The organism is Parabacteroides caeci, assembly GCF_023656795.1.
In the GTDB taxonomy this organism is placed as follows: Bacteria; Bacteroidota; Bacteroidia; order Bacteroidales; family Tannerellaceae; genus Parabacteroides; species Parabacteroides segnis.
Genome location: NZ_JAMOKT010000050.1, coordinates 25,251 through 46,578, shown reverse-complemented (window position 1 = coordinate 46,578; position 21,328 = coordinate 25,251). Strand labels below are relative to the sequence as shown.

The following is a 21,328-nucleotide window of genomic DNA, read 5'->3' as shown; positions in this document are numbered from 1 at the left end:
GCATAAATATACAAACATGAGTACAAAAAAGGAACGATTGGATGCTATTTGCCGTATCATACAAACAAAGGCGATATGTAACCAGGAAGAGCTGCTGAAAGAATTGGAAGCCAGCGGATTTCAGGTGACACAAGCTACTTTGTCGCGCGACATTAAGCAACTGAAAGTAGCCAAAGTACATGATGCGAACGGCGATTATGTATATTGTCTGCCCGATTATTCAGCTTTGATACAGCCGAACAAGGTGCAGACAGAACATCATCCGAACATCGAATTTTCCGGAAACCTGGCAGTAGTCAAGACACGTCCGGGATATGCGATGGGTATTGCATCCGACATCGACACCCATGCCCCGCATGAGATACTGGGTACGATTGCCGGAGACGACACCATCCTGATCATCCCCCGTGAAGGGATCAGCAGGGACCGGATAGTAAAAGCATTATCACATTTTATATAAGGGCGATTAAGGGAGACAACGGTTCTTCCGTTTATAAACAAAAGAAGACAAAGAACAATCGGAAAAATGAAACAAGAAACAGAAATCGATGTAATGATTGCTGACGCCTCTCACGAAATATACGTAGACAAGATATTGACTACCATTGAAGAGGCGGCCAAAGTGCGTGGAACAGGTATCGCTAAGCGCACGCATGAATATGTGGCCCAGAAAATGATTGAAGGGAAAGCGGTCATTGCGCTGGCCGGGGATCAGTTTGCAGGTTTCAGCTATATAGAATCGTGGGGTAACAAGCAATATGTGACGACCTCCGGTTTAATTGTTCATCCGGATTTCCGTGGTTTGGGTATTGCCAAACGGATCAAGGATATGACGTTTCAACTGGCCCGCATGCGTTGGCCGAAGGCTAAGATATTCAGTCTTACGTCCGGCGCGGCAGTAATGAAAATGAATACGGAACTGGGATACGTGCCGGTTACCTTTTCCGACCTGACGGACGACGAATCGTTCTGGCGCGGTTGTAACGGTTGTATAAACCATGATATTCTGGAACGCACGAACCGGAAATATTGCATCTGTACGGCGATGTTGTTCGACCCTGCCGACCCGCACCGTGCCAAACGGGAAGCAGACGAAAGAGAAAAAAATAATAATAAATAATAAAGGAGACCTTGTAAGGGCGTTTCGCGAAACGCCCTTACGGAACCCACAAAAAAAAGACAGACAATGAAAAAGAAAGTAGTAGTTGCATTCAGCGGAGGTTTGGATACCTCATTTACCGTTATGTACCTTGCCAAAGAAAAAGGATACGAAGTATATGCAGCTTGCGCTAATACAGGCGGATTCAGCGAAGAGCAACTGAAACAGAACGAAGAAAACGCCTACAAACTGGGCGCAACCAAATATGTAACTATCGACGTTACAAAGGAATACTACGAAAAGAGTTTGAAGTATATGGTATTCGGTAACGTTTTGCGTAACGGAACCTACCCTATCTCAGTAAGCTCCGAACGTATCTTCCAGGCTTTGGCCATCGCACGTTATGCCAATGAGATCGGTGCAGACGCTATCGCCCACGGTTCGACCGGTGCCGGTAACGACCAGATCCGTTTCGACATGACATTCCTGGTGCTGGCTCCGAACGTAGAAATCATCACATTGACACGTGACATGGCGCTGACCCGCGACTACGAAATCAATTACCTGAAAGAACATGGTTTCGTTGCCGACTTCACCAAACTGAAATACTCTTATAATGTAGGTTTGTGGGGAACTTCCATCTGCGGCGGTGAAATTCTGGATTCTGCCCAGGGATTACCCGAAAGCGCTTACCTGAAACAGGTAGAAAAGACCGGTAGCGAAGAACTGCGTATCGAATTTAAAAAGGGTGAGATCCATGCTGTCAACGGTGAAGTCTTCGAAGACAAGATCGCTGCTATCCAGAAGGTGGAAGAGATCGGTGCAGCTTACGGTATCGGCCGCGATATGCACGTCGGCGACACAATCATCGGTATTAAGGGCCGTGTAGGATTCGAAGCTGCCGCTCCCATGCTGATCATCGGTGCACACCGTTTCCTTGAAAAATATACATTAAGCAAATGGCAGCAGTACTGGAAAGACCAGGTAGCCAACTGGTACGGCATGTTCCTGCACGAAAGCCAGTATCTGGAACCGGTTATGCGCGACATCGAAGCCATGTTGCAGGAATCACAGCGTAACGTAAACGGTACGGCTATCCTCGAACTGCGTCCGCTGTCTTTCTCTACCGTAGGCGTCGAGTCGGAAGATGACCTGGTGAAGACTAAATTCGGTGAATACGGTGAAATGCAGAAAGGCTGGACAGCAGAAGATGCCAAAGGCTTTATTAAAGTAACTTCTACACCGCTGCGTGTTTATTATAACAACCATAAGGACGAAGAAATATGATTAAGATCGGAATTATAGGTGGTGCGGGATATACGGCAGGCGAATTGATTCGTCTGCTGCTTAATCACCCGGACGCCGAGATTACATTTGTGAATAGTACCAGCAACGCCGGCAACCTGATCACTGACGTTCACTGCGGCCTGTTCGGAGAAACCGATATGCGTTTCACCGACCAACTCCCGCTAGACAGCATCGACCTTCTGTTCTTCTGTACCGCTCATGGCGATACAAAGAAATTCATGGAAAGCCATACTGTTCCCGACAACGTGAAGATTATCGACCTCAGCATGGATTACCGTATCGAAAGCGATGAACACGATTTCGTTTACGGCCTGCCCGAACTGAACCGACGACGTATCTGCAAGTCCCGACACATTGCAAACCCCGGTTGTTTTGCCACTTGTATCCAGTTAGCCGTTTTGCCGCTGGCCAAGCATCTGATGTTAAACTCGGAGTTGCATGTGAATGCGATCACCGGTTCCACGGGAGCTGGCGTAAAGCCTTCGTCAACATCCCATTTCAGCTGGCGAAACGATAACATTTCGATCTATAAACCATTCACGCACCAGCATTTGGCCGAGATAGGCCAGAGCCTGCGTCAGTTACAGAATAGTTTCGAAAGCAATATCAACTTTATTCCGGTGCGGGGTAATTTCTCCCGTGGTATTTTTGCAACGACTTACATCGACTGCAAGGTGGGGCTGGATGAAATCCGCCGTATTTACGAAGAGTATTACGATGATCATTCATTCACGTTCATTACCGATAAGAACCCGGACCTGAAACAGGTAGTCAACACCAACAAGTGCCTCCTGTATCTTCAGAAATACGACAACAAACTGCTGATCATTTCCATGATCGACAACTTGTTGAAAGGCGCCAGCGGACAAGCGGTGCATAATATGAACCTGCTGTTCGGTTTGGAAGAGACTGTAGGATTACATCTCAAACCGTCAGCGTTTTAAATAAGAAATTATGAAATTATTCGACGTATATCCTTTATTTAATATAGAGATTGTAAAAGGCAAAGGATGCCATGTATGGGATACGGAAGGTACTGAATACCTCGACCTGTACGGCGGACATGCCGTTATCTCCGTCGGTCACAGCCACCCTACTTATGTAGCTGCTATCACCGACCAGGTAAACAAACTGGGATTCTATTCCAACTCGGTCATCAACAGCCTGCAACAAAAACTGGCTGACAAGCTCGGTAAAGCATCCAGTTATGATGACTACTCACTGTTTCTGATCAACTCAGGTGCCGAAGCAAATGAAAATGCGCTGAAACTGGCTTCTTTCCATAATGGCAAGAAACGGGTGATCGCTTTCAAGCATGCTTTCCACGGACGTACTTCGGCTGCGGTTCGCGTAACGGACAACCCGAAAATCATTGCCCCGGTGAATGAAGACCTGGCAGTGACCTATCTGCCGCTGAACGATTCGGCAGCCGTTGAAACTGAATTGCAGAAAGGAGATGTATCTTCCGTAATCATCGAAGGTATCCAGGGTGTCGGCGGTATCCAGCTTCCGACAGACGACTTTATGAAGGAACTGCGTGCCCTGTGTACAAAATATGAGGCTTGCCTGATTCTGGACGAAATCCAATCCGGTTACGGACGTAGCGGTAAATTCTTCGCCCACCAGTATGCCGGTATCAAACCGGACCTGATCACAGTGGCTAAAGGCATCGGCAACGGTTTCCCGATGAGCGGCTTATTGATCAGCCCGATGTTCAAACCCGTTTACGGTATGTTGGGAACCACTTTCGGTGGTAACCATCTGGCTTGTGCGGCTGCTATCGCCGTTCTGGAAATCATGGAAAATGAAAAGCTGATCGACAATGCTGCACAGGTTGGTAACTTCCTGATTGAAGAGTTACACAAACTGCCGGGGATCAAAGAGATCAGAGGACGCGGCCTGATGATCGGTATCGAGTTTGAAGAGTCTATCAAAGAAGTGCGCAGCAAACTGCTCTTCGAAGAAAAGGTATTCACCGGAGTGGCCGGCACCAATACGATCCGTCTGCTTCCGCCGCTTTGCCTGACAATGGACGAAGCGAAAGAATTCCTTACCCGTTTCAAAAAAGTACTCAATGCTTAATTAGTTCTTTATTATAAAGAAGGCCGCCAACGGAATTTCCGAAGGCGGCCTTCTTGCTTTATTTTATCTCCTGTACAGTTGCGGTATCAGCAACGCTTCGGTTCCCCTAACGGCAACGCCTCGGTTCCTAGTATCGAGACAGTACTGTTGCTACATCGGGAACCTCCCCTTTCGCGGTATCGGGAACCTCTTTTGAAGCCGCAATGATAATAATAAAGAGTTTCCCCTTTGTTATCTCAAAGAACTTTACGTTATTTGTATGTTCAGAAACAAATACAATAAATACAAATGAAACTAAATAAGCTGATTGTTGCCGCTGCTATTACTATTTTTTGCAGTAATCTGTGTACCGCACAAAAATCATTGGATTTAGAAGATGTACTGAGTGGAAAACTTATCCGGACAAAAGGTGTTGGTGCCATGAACTGGATGAAAGACGGGGAGCGCTACAGCCGCCTCGAACCAAACAAGGAAGAAGGAGGAATGGATGTCGTAGCCTATCGCGCCAAAGACAATGCCCGCGAAGTAATTATCCCCTCTGCTATGTTCACAGATAAATCGACCGGCAAGAAAATTGCCATGGGAAGAATATCGTGGAGTGATGACAATGATAAAGTTCTGATCTACAACAATACGCAACGTGTATGGCGCTACGATACCCGTGGTGATTACTGGGTACTTTCTTTACATGACGGCAACCTGCGCCAACTGGGAAAAGGACTACCCGAATCGTCCATGATGTTCGCCAAATTCTCACCCGACGGAACAAGGGTGGCTTACGTTTCCAACAATAATATATATGTGGAAGACATAAACTCCGGCAAAATCACCCAACTGACCAGCGACGGAAGCAAGACCATCGTAAACGGTACATTCGACTGGGTATATGAAGAGGAATTCAGTTGCCGCGACGGTTTCCGCTGGAGCCCGGACGGCAAATACATCGCTTACTGGCAAAGCGATACGGAAGGAACCGGCGTATTTGATATCATCAACAACGTCGATTCCATCTATCCCACTATCCTTCATTTCCCCTATCCGAAAGCAGGAACTGCCAACTCGGCCGTAAAAGTCGGATACATCCCGGCAGCAGGAGGAACAACGACCTGGATCGACATTCCCGGAGATCCCCGCAACAACTATATCCCGCGCATGGACTTCATCCCCGAAAGCAATGAGCTGTTCATCCAACAGTTGAACCGGGAACAAAATACCAACAAAGTATGGATCGCCCAAATCGGCAGCGCAACCCCTAAGAACATTTTTACGGATAAAGATGCGGCATGGCTGGACACGAACGATAATATCCTGTGGCTGAAAAACAACCAGTATTTCACCTGGGAAAGCGAACGGAGCGGATGGCGCCACCTGTACCGTGTGAGCCGCGACGGAAAAGAAATCGTCCCCGTTACCAAAGGTGACTTCGACTATATCCAGCCCGTCGGGACCGACCTGCAAAAGGGACTGATCTATTTTATCGCTTCACCGGAAAACTATACGCAACGTTACCTGTACAGCGCCAACCTGTTCGGCAAAGGCGAAGTGAAACGGCTAAGTCCGGAAAACCAGCCGGGACAGCACCGCTACAACATGTCTCCGACCGGAAAATGGGCCGTACATACCTACAGCAACTCGGTAATCCCTCCGGTGATCGACATGGTTTCATTCCCGAAAAATCAATCCGTACGCATCCTCGAAGATAATGCAGAGGCCAAGAAACAATACGATGCTCTGGGACTGAACCCGAAAGAGTTTGTCAAAGCCAAATCGGGCGACCTGCTACTGGACGTCTGCATGATTAAACCTGTCAATTTCGACCCTTCAAAGAAATATCCGGTCATCATCGAAGTCTACGGCGAACCAGCCGGCTCGACCGTACAAGACTCATGGGGAGGCGGCGACCTGTGGAATCAATATCTGGTGAACCAGGGATATATCTATGTCAGCATCGAAAACCGCGGCGCCAATGCTCCACGCGGTCGGGAATGGCGCAAGTGCATCTATGGCGAAGTCGGCACATTTGCATCGGAAGACCAGGCACGGGGCATACAGGACCTGGCACGCCAGTATCCGTTCATCGACTTGTCACGCATCGGCATCAACGGATGGAGCGGTGGTGGCAGCCAGACATTGAACTGCATGTTCCGCTATCCGGAAATATTCCATACGGGCATTGCGATCGCCGCCGTTGCCGACCAGCGTTTATACGATACCGTTTATCAGGAACGCTATATGAACACACCACAGAATAACCCGGAAGGTTACCGCAAAGGTTCCCCTATCTCCTACGCCGAAGGCTTGCAGGGCAACCTGTTGCTGATACACGGAACGGGGGACGATAACGTGCACTACCAAAGCTGCGAAATGCTGGTGGACGAACTGGTCAAACACGGCAAAATATTCAGCCAGATCAGCTATCCGATGCGTAGCCACGGTATCTACGAACGCGAAGGGACAAGCCTGCATCTACGGAAAAGCATGGCTAAATACTGGCTGGACCATCTACCGGCAGGAGGCAAATAAAACAATCACTAAAAGGGTAAAAACACAATGAAACAGTTGATTTTGTGCATTGCCGCCATATCGGCAATATTCCTTATGCCTTCCCGGGCAACGTCCCAGATCAGGGAAAAGGCGGAAGGATTACTGAATGCTGTTATTACAGAAAATAAAACAAATGACATTCCTGCTGATTCATCGGCAGCGATTGAAGATAAACTCCGCCTGGATTCCATCAGGATGCAGGAGTTGGAACTTCAGTTGCAGGAAATGAAGTTGAACGAAATCGTACTCCGGACCGAGTTGAGTGACGCGCTGAACAAGCATATCACCACCGACTCGCTGAAAAAAGAGGAACAGCGCCGCAGCATCGACTCGCTACGGACGCTGACTCCCGGTGTTCATCTGATCATCGACAATGATACCCTCCTCACTTTCTACGCCAAACGAGGAGGTGTCTCGGCCTATGACCGGGCAGAAAATGCCGTCAACATGATCCAGAAAATAGGTAAAGACCTGAGTCTGAAAACAGATTCAGTCTACCTGTTTAACAGTGAATACCAGACAGATATTATGTACGGGGAAAAAGTGATACTCAGTGTGACGGATCAAGACGCCCTTTGGCTGAATACGGAAAGGGAAATACTTGCCAAAGAGTATCAGTCAGTTGTCAATAATAAGATCCTGGAGTTAAAAAAGGAACACAGTATACTTCAGATTGCCAAACGGGTTGCCTTGTTCATCTTGGTACTGGTCGTCCAATATTTCCTGTTCAAACTGACCAACTATCTGTTCAGGAAACTCCGCCGCCGGATTATCTGGCTGAAACAAAACAAGCTCAAATCCATTACCATACGGGATTATGAGTTTCTGAATACCCACCGGCAAGGCAGAATACTCATCTTTCTGAATAATATCCTGCGTTATATTGTCCTGCTGATACAACTTATGTTCAGTGTTCCGATGTTGTTCGCCATATTCCCACAGACGGAACACCTGGCAATGAAACTGTTCACTTATATCATAGAACCGATCAAGATGGTTCTTAAATCGGTTATTGAATATATCCCCAACCTGTTCATTATCATTGTCATTTATTACTGCGTAAAATACATCATTAAGGGTATTCAGTATATAGCCAATGAGATTGAAAGCGAAAAGCTCAAGATCACCGGCTTCTATCCGGACTGGGCGCAACCCTCTTTCAATATCATACGCTTCCTGCTCTACGCGTTTATGATCGCGATGATCTATCCTTATCTGCCCGGCTCCGACTCCGGTGTGTTCCAGGGGATATCTGTCTTCGTCGGACTGATCGTTTCTTTAGGATCGAGCACGGTTATCGGAAATATCATAGCAGGACTCGTCATCACTTACATGCGGCCTTTCAAACTGGGCGACCGCATCAAATTGAACGAGACGACCGGAAATGTAATAGAGAAAACTCCGTTCGTCACCCGTATCCGCACACCTAAAAATGAAGTGGTTACGATCCCGAACTCGTTCATCATGTCGTCACATACGGTCAATTACAGTGCCTCTGCCCGCCAGTTCGGCCTGATCATCCACTCGACAGTCAGCATCGGCTACGATGTCCCCTGGCGTCAGGTCCATCAGTTACTGGTCAACGTTGCGCGATCCACGCCGGGAGTCATGTCACACCCGAAACCCTTCGTTCTGGAAACGGAGTTGCAGGATTACTACCCCTGTTACCAGATAAATGCATATATAAAGGAAGCCGACCAGCTTTCGCAGATCTATTCGGACCTGCATCAGAACATACAGGATGCGTTTAACGAAGCCGGCATCGAGATCATGTCGCCCCACTATTATGCTGAGCGCGACGGAAGTGCCGTCACTATCCCGGCCGAATATCAGCAAAAGCCGGATTCCGCTGATAAAAAGTAAGAAACAGCGCATTATATAGTTAAAAAAGTCCTCCTGCAAAACAAAATGCAGGGGGACTTTTGTTATAACGCAAAGTCACTAATAAAAAATGCAGAATAATGAAAAAGTATTTTATCGCAGTAGCAGCTCTGGCTTTATTGGCTGCATGTAGCGGGAAGAAAACAGCCGAACCCGCTCTTATAGAAGAAGATGTTTATGCAATAGACGAGGCTGCGCCAGGCGCACCGGCTTTGCCTACCGTAACAGGAAAAGCTGCCAAACCGGTCAATATGCGTGATTCGCTGAAAGTAGATCCTAAAAAAGGAAGTGTTATTCAGAAAAAATATAAGGGTACATTCCCGGCAGCAGACGGTCCCGGCATCGTTTATGACCTGACTTTATATTATCAGCAGGATAGCGACGACGGCGTTTACGAAATGGACGCCACTTACCTGGAAGCTGAAAACGGAAAGGATAAAACATTCTCTTCTACCGGCAAACGCAAAGTAAAACATGGAACACCGTCTAACTCTGAAGCAATCGTTTACGAACTGATCCCCAGCGACGGCGACATGGCATTTTACTTCCAGGCAGAAGGCGACAGCCTGACACTATTAAACCAGGAATTACAGAAAGCAGCATCAGATCTGAATTACACGCTGATACTGGTTCCATAAAAAAGCTACCCTATAAAAAAGCACATCTTTGTATAAATAGAAAAGAGGCGCCCCAACTCCTACCGGGAAACGCCTCTTTTTGCTTTATTATCAAATGACTGTTATTTTACTTAATTCCTAACTTCGTCTTAATTGCTTTCGGAAGTGCATCTTTGTGTACGACAATGTTCATTGTTTTGTAACGTACGAATGCTTTTGATGCATACCAAATACCGTTATATTTGTTGGCTGTACCCCAAGAGTTTTTCACCATATAATATTCGTTTCCTTCCTGATCTTTGGCAATACCATAAATCTGCATACCGTGGTCGTCAGTAGTTTCCCAGTTATCATAAGCCAACTGGCGTTCTGCCTGTGTACACCATTTCTGCGGTTGCGGTTTCGTATTCAATTTCTTTTCTTCCGGTTTCATCTTCAACCAATGAGCCATGTCAGATCCGCTCAGTTCCTGTACCTTTTCGTTGTCAGGCATAACAGCTACACCGTCGCGGGTAAAGCCGGACTCACTTACGTCGGATCCCCAGGCAATCGTATAACCTGTATTGATCGCATTGTCGAACACTTCCATGAACTCATCGATCGGCAGGTTGTAAGACAATGCGTGACGCCAGTTATCCTGGATTTCCAGCGAGAACTGCGTATAGAACGGATGATGCGTATAAGAAGTCAACGATACATAATCCGACGGTTTTAATCCTGTAGATTCATAAAATGACTTCGGAGTGTATTCTTTTCCTTTATAAGTAAACTTTTCCGGAACTTTTCCTAGATAGACTTCATGTACGGCAGCTACAGCCTTTTTCCACAACAGGTTATAATCCTCGTCATACTGGAATTTTTTTACTTTACCACCGGCCATGGCACCCACCATAGCATCTGTGAGGGCAGACAACTCTCCGTGGTTACTCAATGTATCGCTATACATCACCCCGGGGCGCATTTCTTCTTCCGGCACCAAACCGAAAGCTTCCATTCCGTAAATCACATCATAGAAAGACCCACCCTGCGAGAACGAAGCATCGCCATGAGTACGGACAGCCATATCGGCACGATCCTGATAAGTGTGGTAAACGGTAAACATCTCCGAAAGATCATATTCTCCCTTTCCCATACGAAGCAATTCAGATTCCAGGAAAGCCATGGTAGAGTAGCACCAGCAAGTACCTGCCCGGTTCTGATTCTTAATGGATGTAATCGGGTTTTCCTTTACTGTTGTAAAAATGAAACCTTCTTCTTTTTCTCCCTCTTTTTCTTGTGCTCCGACATTTGTTGCAGAGAACGCACAAGCCAGTATCAGACTGGCAACAATAAGTTTCTTCATCTTTTGTTTTCGATTTTATTAGCAATTATACATTTTGTGACAAATGTACGAGTTTTATTCCTTTTTTCCATACTTTTGCAACTCATGATTTTACATTTATAAATTAACGGAGACATGAAAATAACTATTATCGGAGCCGGAAATATCGGTGGCGCCATTGCCCGCGGACTGGCAAAAGGACGTATGTTCAAAGCATCTGACATAACCTGTACAGCACAGTCGCAAGCTACACTGGATAAAATAAAAGCGGCCAACCCTGATTTTGTCGTATCGTTCGACAACGTCGAAGCAGTCAAGGGAGCCGACATCATTGTCATTGCTGTAAAACCCTGGCGGGTGGAAGAAATCGTCGACCAGATAAAGGGTGTACTCGATTCCGACAAACAGATCATCGTTTCAGTAGCCGCCGGAATCACTTTCGAGACTCTGAATACTTATCTGACCAAGAAAACCAGTTACGAGGACTGGGTCACCCCAGCACTTTTCCGCATCATGCCCAATACAGCGATCGAAGTGTTGAGCAGTATGACTTTCGTCTCTGCCCATAATGCCTCCAAAGAGCAATGCGACCTAATCATAAGCATATTCAACGAACTGGGAAATGCCATGCTGGTGGAAGAACGGCTGATGAGCGCGGGAACGGCTCTGGCATCCAGCGGTATCGCTTTCGCCCTCCGTTATATCCGCGCAGCTATTGAAGGCGGTGTCGAATTGGGTTTCTATCCGAAGCAGGCACAGGAGATCGTTGTCCATACCGTAAAGGGGGCTACCGACCTGTTATTGGAAAACAAGAGCAATCCGGAAATGGAGATCGACAAGGTTACCACTCCCGGCGGTATTACCATCAAGGGGTTGAATGAAATGGAACTGTCCGGTTTCACCTCTTCCGTCATCAGGGGATTGAAAGCCAGTAAATAAAAAGAGAATTATAAATTGATTCAGAATTTGGCAGATTTGAACTATCCCATATCAAAGTGACTTGGCTATTACAGGTTTATTTGCCGTCTGCTTCAGCTGACGGATCAGTAGAAGGTCTATCTCTTTGGACTTTAGTCCCATTTTTAAATCTCTCTCTATTAAAGGGAAATGTGGCTAAAGCCAAAAGAGAAAAACTGCTTGCAAACCGTCAGCTGAAGCAGACGGCAAATAAACCTGTAACTAGGCTTGCCTTATTGATAGCAGATAGCCTATGGACAGATAGACTCAAAACTTTCTAATTTCGGATGTTATGTCATTCGCAAGGAGACTTGTTAATGTAAGAAAAAGGCATGCTACAACGTAGCGAGTAAAAGCTTTATATATTTTGCAGCAAATGTACGGGTTTTATTCCTTTTTTCCATACTTTTGTACGCTATGATAAATGCAAATCCGAATGAAAAAGTCCTTATCCCATTTACCTAAAGAGAAACAGACCGATTTACGTCTGATCGCCCGATATGTAGTCGAAGTTCTTGGCGATCAATGTGAAATGATCATTCTTTACGGTAGTTATGCTCGTGGCAACTACGTAGAGTATGATCAACGGATCGAGTTTGGAATACCGACTTATTTCATGAGTGATTTCGATATACTGGTCATCACCCGGAATGATTGCAATAGTAACGGAATAAGCCGTCAGTTGGAAAAAGTGGAAGATCGTTATTACAAATATAAAGGGATGGGAAGATTTGCATTTACGACTCACATTCATTTTATCGATGAAACGATCAAAGACTTTAACAAAGAAATAACAAAAAGCCGCTACTTTTATACAGACATAAAGAAAGAAGGTATCCTGCTATACGATAGTGGTAATTGCAAATTAGCCCGTCGCCGCAAGCTTAATTTTTCCGAGATTGGAGAGTTGGGACAGGAATATTATACTACTAAATTTAAATTAGCGACAAGTTTTATGAAAGGGGCTTGTTTTTATTTAAGTGAAAGTGAATTCAATATGGCCGCGTTTCATCTGCATCAGGCTTGCGAGAACTTATACCGTGCTATTATTCTGACATTTACAATGCATACCTATAAAATACATGATTTGGAAGAGTTAATTAAAGCTGCCAAACACATTCTTTGGAAATACCCAAAGTATTCCCCCGCGATACCGAAGAAGAAATACGATTGTTCAATTTGTTGCTTAAAGCCTACATAGAAGCACGATACAATAAATATTATGCTACAACGAAGGAAGATATAGAAGCCTTAATTCCACGTGTAGAGCATTTAGCAGCGATCACCAAAGATGTTTGCGAAAATAGAATAAAGGAATATGCAAGTCGTGCCAGAACGACAAACTAACCGGCAGAAGCCGGGAAACTAATTCATTCCTCCCTACTAACTAATTGAAATGTAAGGACTTCTTATTGGCAAGGTGTACAGGATAGCCAGCCAAGGTGTACAGGATAATCCACCAGGGTGTACAGGCTAATCGATTATCCTGTACAGGGTAGTTATACTAAGTAAGGAGTTAACAATTAGTTTATTATAGGGTTTGATTTACTTAGACTGGAAGGGAGCAATAGTTTCAGAAGTGATACATGATAAAACATCTTTTATACACAATGTTTTCAGTATTTATTTGCCATTTGCAATATACTTCTATAACATACTGTCAATAAACACAATAAGACATGGCAAAGAACTATTCTATTTGCCATACTATTTGCCATTTGCCATCATTCCTCTTACGGTTGATTATGGCAAATGACAAATAACATTGCAAACAGAAAAAGCATTTGCAATAGTATATATAACTGTTTAACAATACATTGCACGGCATATTGCAAATGGCAAACAAAATACCGAAAACATTCTGTGAGTGTTTATCGATTCACCTTCTTACGCCGGTTCAATTCAGATTGCAACATCTTCAGTTCACGGCTGGTCTGCCCTGCGACCGAAGTATTTTCTTCAGCACGCCGGATCAGGTAAGGCAATACGTCTCTTACCGGAGCATAAGGCACATACTTGGTTACATTAAATCCTTCATGAGCCAGGTTAAACGAGATATTATCGCTCATCCCCAGCAACTGGGCAAAAAAGATACGGGAATCATCCCGTTTGAGGCCCTTCTCATCTATCAGCTTAGCCAGTTTATAATTACTTTCCTCGTTATGCGTTCCCATAAACATCTCGAAATGATCCAGATGGTCCATGGTAAAACGAACAGCCGCATCGAAATTCTCATCGGTCGCCTTCTTATCCTTGCAGATCGGGTCGGGATAACCCAAAGCCGCAGCACGCGCACGTTCGGCCTCCATATAAGCGCCACGCACGAACTTGACACCGGCAATATATCCTTTTTCTTTGGCATCATCCAGAATACGGCGCAGGTAAGGCATACGGTCATGACGATACATCTGTAAGGTAGCAAATACGATCGCACGTTTCTTATTGTATTTCCGCATCGCCTCGTCGGTCAGTTCATCCAGCGCATCCTGGAAACAGTAATCTTCCGCATCGACAATCAGACGGACATCGTTCTCATAAGCACGCTGGCAGAAAGCCATAAAGCGTTCTTTAAATTCACGGAAGGCTTTTACTTCTTCGATGGTCAGTTCGCCCCGTTTTTCAGAAGCCTTGGCAAGAAGTTCATCGGTCGTTATAGTAGAAGGTTTGAATACGGCATAAGCCAGGTTATCATTTCCTTTGGCAAAATCGATTGAACGTAGTGTTTCTTCAAATGTAGTCCGTATACCTTCAGGAGTCTGCTCGCCTTCGGCAGAAAAGTCAAGGGTAGAACGCACATTAAACTGCCGGAGATGGTCGATCGCTTTGGTACAATCCTGTAATGTCTCACCACCGACAAACTGTTTATATAAAGTTGGCTTTACAGCCCATGCTAAAGGGAAATGAATTTTTAAGGCGATATTACTTCCAAAACTGGCACATTTTACCAGCCACGGATATTTTATTGTATTGAAGAGTAAGTAAGCGTTTCTCAATTCAGACTGCGATTTGGATGAAAATGCAATCTCGGTATTATTAAAGTCTAACATAGTATCTGAGTTTTAAAGTTGACAGATGACAGTTGACAGTAGACAATTTCGAAGCATATTACCTGTCAACCGTCACTTGTCAACCGTCAACTGATATGTTATTTTTCTCCTAAGAACGGATAACCGTAAGAAGTAGGCGGAACCAAAGCCTCCTTAATACAACGAGGATTCGTCCAGCGGATCAGGTTCAACGGGCCACCGGCCTTGTCATTCGTACCGGAAGCTCTCGAGCCACCGAACGGCTGCTGTGCAATAACGGCACCGGTCGGCTTATCATTGATATAGAAGTTACCGGCAGCATAGCGCAGTTTATTGAATGCCACGTCGATAGCATAACGGTCACGTGCAAAGATCGAACCGGTCAGGGCATAAGGAGAAGTACGGTCGCACAACTCCAATGTTTCCTCATATTTATTATCGTCATATACATAAATAGTAATCACCGGACCGAATATTTCTTCCACCATGCTCTTGAACATCGGATCTGTTGTCTGGATAACAGTCGGTTCAACAAAATAACCTACTGATTTGTCGCCATTACCGCCAAAGACGATCTCAGCATCCGGAGATTGTTTCGCATAGTTGATATAACTCATGATATTATCGAATGAAGCCTCATCGATCACCGCATTGATGAAGTTCGTGAAATCCTGCACATCACCCATCTTGATCTCTTTCAGCATATCGCCTACCATCTCTTTCACATCTTTCCACAAAGAAGCCGGGATATAGGCACGTGAACCGGCAGAACACTTCTGACCCTGATATTCGAACGCACCGCGAACGATAGCAGTCGCCACGTCCAATGCCGGAGCAGACGGATGAGCAAAGATAAAATTCTTACCGCCCGTTTCACCGACGATCTTCGGATAAGATTTATAATGGCCGAGATTCTCGCCCATCTGGCGCCATAGCGTATTGAATGTCGCAGTAGAACCTGTGAAATGGAAACCTGCCAGATCGCGGCTAGCAGTTATCACCTTACCGATCACGCTCCCCTGTCCCGGGATAAAGTTGACAACACCATCCGGAAGTCCGGCTTCCTGGAATACCTTCATCAGCAGATAGTTTGAATGGATAGCCGTAGTAGACGGTTTCCAGACAGCCACATTACCCATCATAGCCGGCCCCATATTCAGATTGCTGGCGATAGAAGTAAAATTAAACGGTGTCAACGAGAACACGAAACCTTCCAAGGCACGGTATTCCATACGGTTCAGGATCCCCGTTTCCGAATAAGGCTGGTCGGCATATACCTGGCTGGCATAGAATGTGCTGAAACGCAGGAAGTCGATCAGTTCGCAGGGAGCATCGATTTCCGCCTGGAACGGGTTCTTGCTCTGTCCCAGCATCACCGAGGCATTTAACAGATAACGATATTTTGTAGCAAAGAGTTCAGCCACCCTTAACATAACGGAAGCACGTTCAACCCAAGGTAGTTCAGACCATTCTTTATGCGCTTTCATAGCGGCATCGATAGCCATCTGCACCTCTTTCTCGCCGGCCTTATGGTAAGTTGCCAGCACATGATGATGGTCATGCGGCATAACAACTTTACCGGTATTACCCGTACGGACTTCTTTTCCGCCAATGATCAAAGGAATATCCCATTCTTCATTTGAGAGTTCAGCTAACGTTTTTTTCAAAGCTGCTTTTTCACTCGATCCGGGTGCATACGATTTTACCGGCTCATTAATAGGCTTAGGAAATCTAAAAATAGCGTTATCCATGTTGTTTTTAGTTTATAAATAGTTAATCAATGATTTTTTCTATGCTGTAAACGTAGTAAAATAATTTTAAAACAAAGTGAGTAAAGAGTTAAATTAGTTTTAATTAGAAACGCTTTGGTATATGGTATGTATCAACATTTCCCCATCCATAGTTGTTATTAAAATATAATCATCTTAAAGGTATAGAAACTATGGCTATTAAAAGTGTTTGGATAGAAGAAGACTGTATCGCTTGCGGTACTTGCGAAGGCATCTGCCCGGAGGTTTTTCATGTGACGGATCGTTCCCGCGTAAACGAGGGAGTAGACTTCAACGACTACGAGGAGGAGATCAAAGAAGCAGCCGAAAGCTGTCCGGTCAGCGTTATTAAATATGATTAAGTGAGGAGGACCACTCACGTTTTACAGAGTAAAAAGTGGAGAGGTTATTCCGGTTTGGGATAACCTCTTTTTCCTGTCAGGATTTGTGGTTGTTCCAATAAAAAAACGTATATTCACAAAAAAGATAATTGGGATGAAGAAAACTACTATACTTCCGGTATTTTGCCTTATTCTGCTGAGTTTCTGTACCGGCAAAACGGATAAGACAGCTGCTGACGGACAACCTGCACCAGACTCTGCGACTGTAGAAGTAGCGGAAATAATAGATACTGTCCCCAAAGAAATAATCATTGAAAAGGAATTGCTTTACGACCAGCATACTCTGGAAGACACCTATCCGTATAAAGATACGACACGGGAGTTCCAGTGGGAAAAGATAAAGGAGCGCCTTGCCTGGCTCGAATCCATCCAGAAAGAACCGGCCACCTGGTCGATCCTCCAGAATTACAGGAATAAAAACGGAGAAGCGCCATTGGTAAAAAATTATCACAGAGATTCATACCGCCGTATAGCCGACTCTTTGGGCGTCGAACGCTTCCAGGGAATACCGCTCTACCTGACAACAGACACTGCGGTGCCTGAACTCTACGGCAGGGACGGTGCCCTGGTAAAACACCTGGAAGACTATACGAATTTCACTCGGGTTGCCTCCGTGCATACCGGAAAAGAGTGGATGATCCCTAAAAAATATATCCAGACGATTTCTGATACGATCGTCTTCAAAAAAGCAGTCTTTGTAGATACCCGGAATCAGAATATCGCGACACTGGAACAGGAAGGCGACAAATGGCTGGTTAGAAGCATGAACCCGGCTACAACCGGACTGCACAGGCCACCCTATGCCCAGGAAACGCCTCCCGGAGTATATATTATCCAGGAAAAGAAGCCCCGCATGATCTATCTGGTGGACGGTACCACGGAGACAGGAGGTTTTGCTCCGTATGCCAGCCGCTTCACAAACGGGGGGTATATCCACGGAGTTCCCGTCAATGCTCCGCGCAAGTCACTGATCGAATACAGTTCGACGTTGGGAACCACTCCCCGCTCCCATATGTGTGTCAGAAATGCCACTTCACATGCTAAATTCATCTACGACTGGGCACCGGTTTATGAGACTCTTGTTTTTGTTTTCGATTAAAAATTCTAACTTTGCAGTCTGATTCACACAGACATGCACAAAGTTTTCATCTATCTGTTCCTATTATTTATCCCGGTAAACTTCTCTAAAATGAGAAGTACGGAACCGGTCATCCATGAAGTTTCAAGCTGCCGGCAGTTGTACCAGGAGATGCAACTGGAAGGAGTAGTTAACTTTGAGGCATTCGAACAGGCAATCACCGGATACCATAAAATCGAAGATAAAACGAAAGAGATCCTTACACTGGTCGATTTCAGCAAGCCCTCGACCGAAGAGCGTTTTTATGTATTCGACATGAGGCATAAAAAATTATTATTCTCTTCGCTGGTATCACACGGAAAGAATAGCGGAGGGAATTATGCCACCTCCTTTTCCAACGAGAACGGTTCCCTTAAAAGTTCACTGGGGTTCTTCCTGACAGAAAACACCTATCAGGGAAAAAACGGTTACTCACTTGTACTGAACGGATTGGAAAAAGGGATCAACGACCGCGCCAAAGAACGGGCCATCGTTATCCACGGAGCTGCTTACTCCAATCCATCCGTAATTGCTTCATCCGGCCGCCTGGGACGCAGTTTCGGTTGTCCGGCCCTGCCACAAGCTGTAAGCAAGCCTATTATCAACACCATAAAAGGAGGTTCCCTGCTTTTTATTTATGCCAACAATAAGAATTATCTGGCTTACAGCCCCATCCTATCCAAACGGCAGGTTGCTTCTATGTAAAAACCATATCTTGCAAACGGATAAAGAAATGAGATAGAACACACTTACATAATAATTTAAATCTAATAAGTAACAATGATGAGTAAAGTACTGAATGCATTGTCGGTAATACTGCTGGCCTTTATAACATTACCGATATCGGCACAATCAGAATTCTATGTTTCCGCGACAGGCAAAGACACGGGTGACGGAAGTATACAAAATCCGCTAAACCGTATTCCTGCGGCTTTGGAAAAAGCACGGACAGAGAAAGGAGACGTAGTCATTTACCTACGGGAAGGGAAATATCTCCTTAACGAACCGCTGGTTTTCACCTCCCGGGACGGTAACGACACCCGGCAACTTTCCGTAAAAGCCTATCCGGGAGAAAAAGTGATTCTTTCGGGAGGTATCCCTCTGGCACTACAATGGGAATCCTATAAAAAAGGAATCATGAAAGCCAGAGTAAACGGCTCCCCTATTATGGACATGCTAATCGCTGACGGCCAGATCAGACATATGGCCCGTTACCCGGACTTCGACGAAAAAGCTGTCCGTTTCAATGGTACCTCTGCCCTGGCTACCGCTCCCGAACGGGTAAAGAAATGGAAAAATCCGGCAGGAGGATACCTGCATGCCATGCATAAACATGACTGGGGTGACTTCCATTACCGCATCACCGGAAAAAACAAAAAAGGGGAATTGTCAATGGAAGGCGGCTGGCAAAACAACCGTCAGTCGGGCCTTCATCCGGATAACCGGATGGTGGAGAATATATTTGAAGAACTGGATGCACCCGGCGAATGGTTCTATAATGCCGATGAACAAACGGTCTATTACTATCCGTTTGAAGGTGAAAAAGTATCCGAAGTACTTTTCGAATCGCCTCAACTCAAACACCTGATCGAATTCAGGGGGACAGAAGCCAATCCGGTAAAAAACATCACACTGGAAGGACTGGAACTGACACAAACTTTGCGGACTTTTATGGAACCGTACGAACAACTGCTCCGCTCGGACTGGACGGTTTACCGGGGAGCCGCAGTCTTCTTCGAAGGGACAGAGCATTGTGCCCTGCGTAACTGCTACCTGCACAATCTGGGAGGAAATGCCATATTCTTTTCCAAATACAACCGCCATTCAGAAGTATCCGGCTCACACCTTACCCGGATCGGGGCCAGTGCCATCTGCTTTGTCGGCGATCCGGAGGCAGTCCGCTCACCAAGTTTCGAATACGGCGAATTTGTCCCGTATGAACAACTGGATCATGCAAAAGGTCCTAAAAACAACAATTATCCGGCCCAATGCCTGGTATATGACAACCTGATCCATTCAATCGGCCTGTATGAAAAGCAGATTACCGGAGTGGAACTTTCCATGTGCCAATCTATTACCGTCAGTCACAACAGTATTTACGATACTCCACGTGCAGGAATCAATATCAGCGAAGGAACCTGGGGCGGTCATATCCTGGAATTCAACGATATTTTCGATACGGTCAAGGAAACAGGCGACCACGGCTCTTTCAACTCCTGGGGGCGTGATCGTTACTGGCACCCGAACTATAAAACAATGGAATCTATCGCGGCAAAAGATCCGGCCCTGATACTGGCCGACGCAACCCAGACTACCGTCATGAGAAACAACCGTTTCCGTTGCGACCGTGGCTGGGATATCGACCTGGATGACGGCTCCAGCAACTACCATATTTATAATAACCTGTGCCTGAACGGGGGAATCAAATTACGGGAAGGCTTCTACCGGGTAGTCGAAAATAATATCATGGTCAACAACTCTTTCCATCCGCATGTCTGGTTCATCAACAGCGGCGATGTCTTTACACGCAACATCGTTATGACGGAATACAAACCGATCGGCGTACGGGAATGGGGATTGATGGTCGACTATAATATCTTTACCGACAGCCTTTCGCGTGCTGCCGCCCGGAAGAACCATACGGATGAACATTCGATCGTTACTTCCGTGCAGTTCAAAAACCCGTCGGAAGGTGATTTCACGGTTGCCGATGATTCCGAAGCGATCACCAAAGGTGGTTTCCGTAATTTCGTGATGGACCAGTTCGGCGTCGTCTCTCCCCGTCTGAAAGCGATTGCACACACTCCCGAAATGCCGACACCGGTTATCATCTCCGGTCATACCGACAGCGATGTCATCAGCTGGAGTGGCGCGACAATCAAAAGCCTGCAAACACTCGGTGAACGTTCGGCAACAGGTATGGATTCGGAACGGGGCGTATACGTCGTTTCGGTCAATGCACTGGGAGGCAAACTACGTGATTATATCCGTCCCAACGATGTGATCCTCAAAGTCGGAACAATCCCCGTCAACAACCTCAAAGAGATGCAGGATGCGCTTCAGAAGGTTAACAAATCAAAAGAGATCGAATTTATCATCTTCCGTACACAGAAGGAAAACAAAGTCGCTATTCCCGGCAAATTGCTGGACTAAAGAGAATACGGAAGTCTTTACCTGATATCACCTTTTCAAAAGATATACAGGAC

Annotated in this window: 16 protein-coding genes and 1 pseudogene; 14 read left to right on the top strand and 3 right to left on the bottom strand. The window is 45.7% G+C overall.

Annotation, left to right across the window (positions count from 1 at the left end):
- Positions 1 to 16 precede the first annotated feature (16 nt).
- The 8 genes from argR to NBH15_RS21240 all read left to right on the top strand — a co-directional run bounded on the left by argR (position 17) and on the right by NBH15_RS21240 (position 9,552).
- Entirely contained in the window at positions 17 to 460 is a 444-nt protein-coding gene (argR, locus tag NBH15_RS21275) for an arginine repressor (protein ID WP_044215257.1), read from the top strand.
- 66 nt (positions 461 to 526) lie between these two features.
- Complete coding sequence (locus NBH15_RS21270) at positions 527 to 1,120, top strand: GNAT family N-acetyltransferase (protein WP_007653699.1); 594 nt, start codon at positions 527 to 529, stop codon at positions 1,118 to 1,120.
- Between the two features lie 66 nt (positions 1,121 to 1,186).
- Positions 1,187 to 2,386 carry an argininosuccinate synthase gene (locus NBH15_RS21265; RefSeq protein ID WP_007653701.1) on the top strand — a complete coding sequence of 400 codons (1,200 nt, stop codon included), beginning with the start codon at positions 1,187 to 1,189 and terminating at the stop codon, positions 2,384 to 2,386.
- Positions 2,383 to 3,351 carry an N-acetyl-gamma-glutamyl-phosphate reductase gene (gene argC, locus NBH15_RS21260; RefSeq protein WP_128134103.1) on the top strand — a complete coding sequence of 323 codons (969 nt, stop codon included), beginning with the start codon at positions 2,383 to 2,385 and terminating at the stop codon, positions 3,349 to 3,351. Before NBH15_RS21265 ends, argC begins: the two co-directional genes overlap by 4 nt.
- Before the next feature lie 10 nt (positions 3,352 to 3,361).
- On the top strand, positions 3,362 to 4,489 hold the full coding sequence (locus NBH15_RS21255; protein ID WP_250823482.1) for an aspartate aminotransferase family protein: 1,128 nt from the start codon (positions 3,362 to 3,364) through the stop codon (positions 4,487 to 4,489).
- A gap of 288 nt (positions 4,490 to 4,777) precedes the next feature.
- The gene (locus NBH15_RS21250) at positions 4,778 to 7,012 is read left to right on the top strand and encodes a S9 family peptidase (RefSeq protein WP_250823481.1); all 2,235 of its coding nucleotides are present in this window, start codon (positions 4,778 to 4,780) and stop codon (positions 7,010 to 7,012) included.
- A gap of 75 nt (positions 7,013 to 7,087) precedes the next feature.
- Complete coding sequence (locus NBH15_RS21245) at positions 7,088 to 8,896, top strand: mechanosensitive ion channel family protein (protein ID WP_443146958.1); 1,809 nt, start codon at positions 7,088 to 7,090, stop codon at positions 8,894 to 8,896.
- A 98-nt stretch (positions 8,897 to 8,994) separates the two neighbouring features.
- Positions 8,995 to 9,552, top strand: a complete 558-nt coding sequence (locus tag NBH15_RS21240; protein ID WP_010800309.1) for a copper resistance protein NlpE N-terminal domain-containing protein — start codon at positions 8,995 to 8,997, stop codon at positions 9,550 to 9,552.
- Between the two features lie 106 nt (positions 9,553 to 9,658).
- Here NBH15_RS21240 and NBH15_RS21235 read toward each other — a convergent pair whose 3' ends face one another.
- Positions 9,659 to 10,873 (bottom strand): C1 family peptidase, encoded by a 1,215-nt coding sequence (locus NBH15_RS21235; protein WP_128134101.1) that lies wholly within the window; start codon positions 10,871 to 10,873, stop codon positions 9,659 to 9,661.
- Between the two features lie 114 nt (positions 10,874 to 10,987).
- On the opposite strand from NBH15_RS21235, the gene proC reads away from it, so the two are divergent.
- Positions 10,988 to 11,791 carry a pyrroline-5-carboxylate reductase gene (gene proC / locus NBH15_RS21230; protein WP_128134100.1) on the top strand — a complete coding sequence of 268 codons (804 nt, stop codon included), beginning with the start codon at positions 10,988 to 10,990 and terminating at the stop codon, positions 11,789 to 11,791.
- Between the two features lie 454 nt (positions 11,792 to 12,245).
- Positions 12,246 to 13,156 (top strand): annotated as a pseudogene (locus NBH15_RS21225) (HEPN domain-containing protein).
- A 524-nt stretch (positions 13,157 to 13,680) separates the two neighbouring features.
- On the opposite strand, the gene NBH15_RS21220 reads toward NBH15_RS21225, so the two are convergent.
- Together NBH15_RS21220 and pruA are read right to left on the bottom strand one after the other, a co-directional pair.
- Positions 13,681 to 14,856, bottom strand: coding sequence for a proline dehydrogenase family protein (locus NBH15_RS21220; protein WP_250823479.1), 1,176 nt, complete (start codon positions 14,854 to 14,856; stop codon positions 13,681 to 13,683).
- Between the two features lie 98 nt (positions 14,857 to 14,954).
- Positions 14,955 to 16,586 (bottom strand): L-glutamate gamma-semialdehyde dehydrogenase, encoded by a 1,632-nt coding sequence (gene pruA / locus NBH15_RS21215; protein WP_128134098.1) that lies wholly within the window; start codon positions 16,584 to 16,586, stop codon positions 14,955 to 14,957.
- 191 nt (positions 16,587 to 16,777) lie between these two features.
- On the opposite strand from pruA, the gene NBH15_RS21210 reads away from it, so the two are divergent.
- From NBH15_RS21210 to NBH15_RS21195, 4 genes are all read left to right on the top strand, one after another.
- Positions 16,778 to 16,966 (top strand): ferredoxin, encoded by a 189-nt coding sequence (locus NBH15_RS21210; RefSeq protein ID WP_007653717.1) that lies wholly within the window; start codon positions 16,778 to 16,780, stop codon positions 16,964 to 16,966.
- A gap of 133 nt (positions 16,967 to 17,099) precedes the next feature.
- Positions 17,100 to 18,104 carry a L,D-transpeptidase gene (locus NBH15_RS21205; protein ID WP_128134097.1) on the top strand — a complete coding sequence of 335 codons (1,005 nt, stop codon included), beginning with the start codon at positions 17,100 to 17,102 and terminating at the stop codon, positions 18,102 to 18,104.
- A 90-nt stretch (positions 18,105 to 18,194) separates the two neighbouring features.
- Entirely contained in the window at positions 18,195 to 18,827 is a 633-nt protein-coding gene (locus NBH15_RS21200) for a murein L,D-transpeptidase catalytic domain family protein (RefSeq protein WP_010800313.1), read from the top strand.
- Positions 18,828 to 18,902: 75 nt separating this feature from the next.
- Positions 18,903 to 21,275 carry a PDZ domain-containing protein gene (locus NBH15_RS21195; RefSeq protein ID WP_128134096.1) on the top strand — a complete coding sequence of 791 codons (2,373 nt, stop codon included), beginning with the start codon at positions 18,903 to 18,905 and terminating at the stop codon, positions 21,273 to 21,275.
- The last annotated feature ends 53 nt before the right edge of the window (positions 21,276 to 21,328 follow it).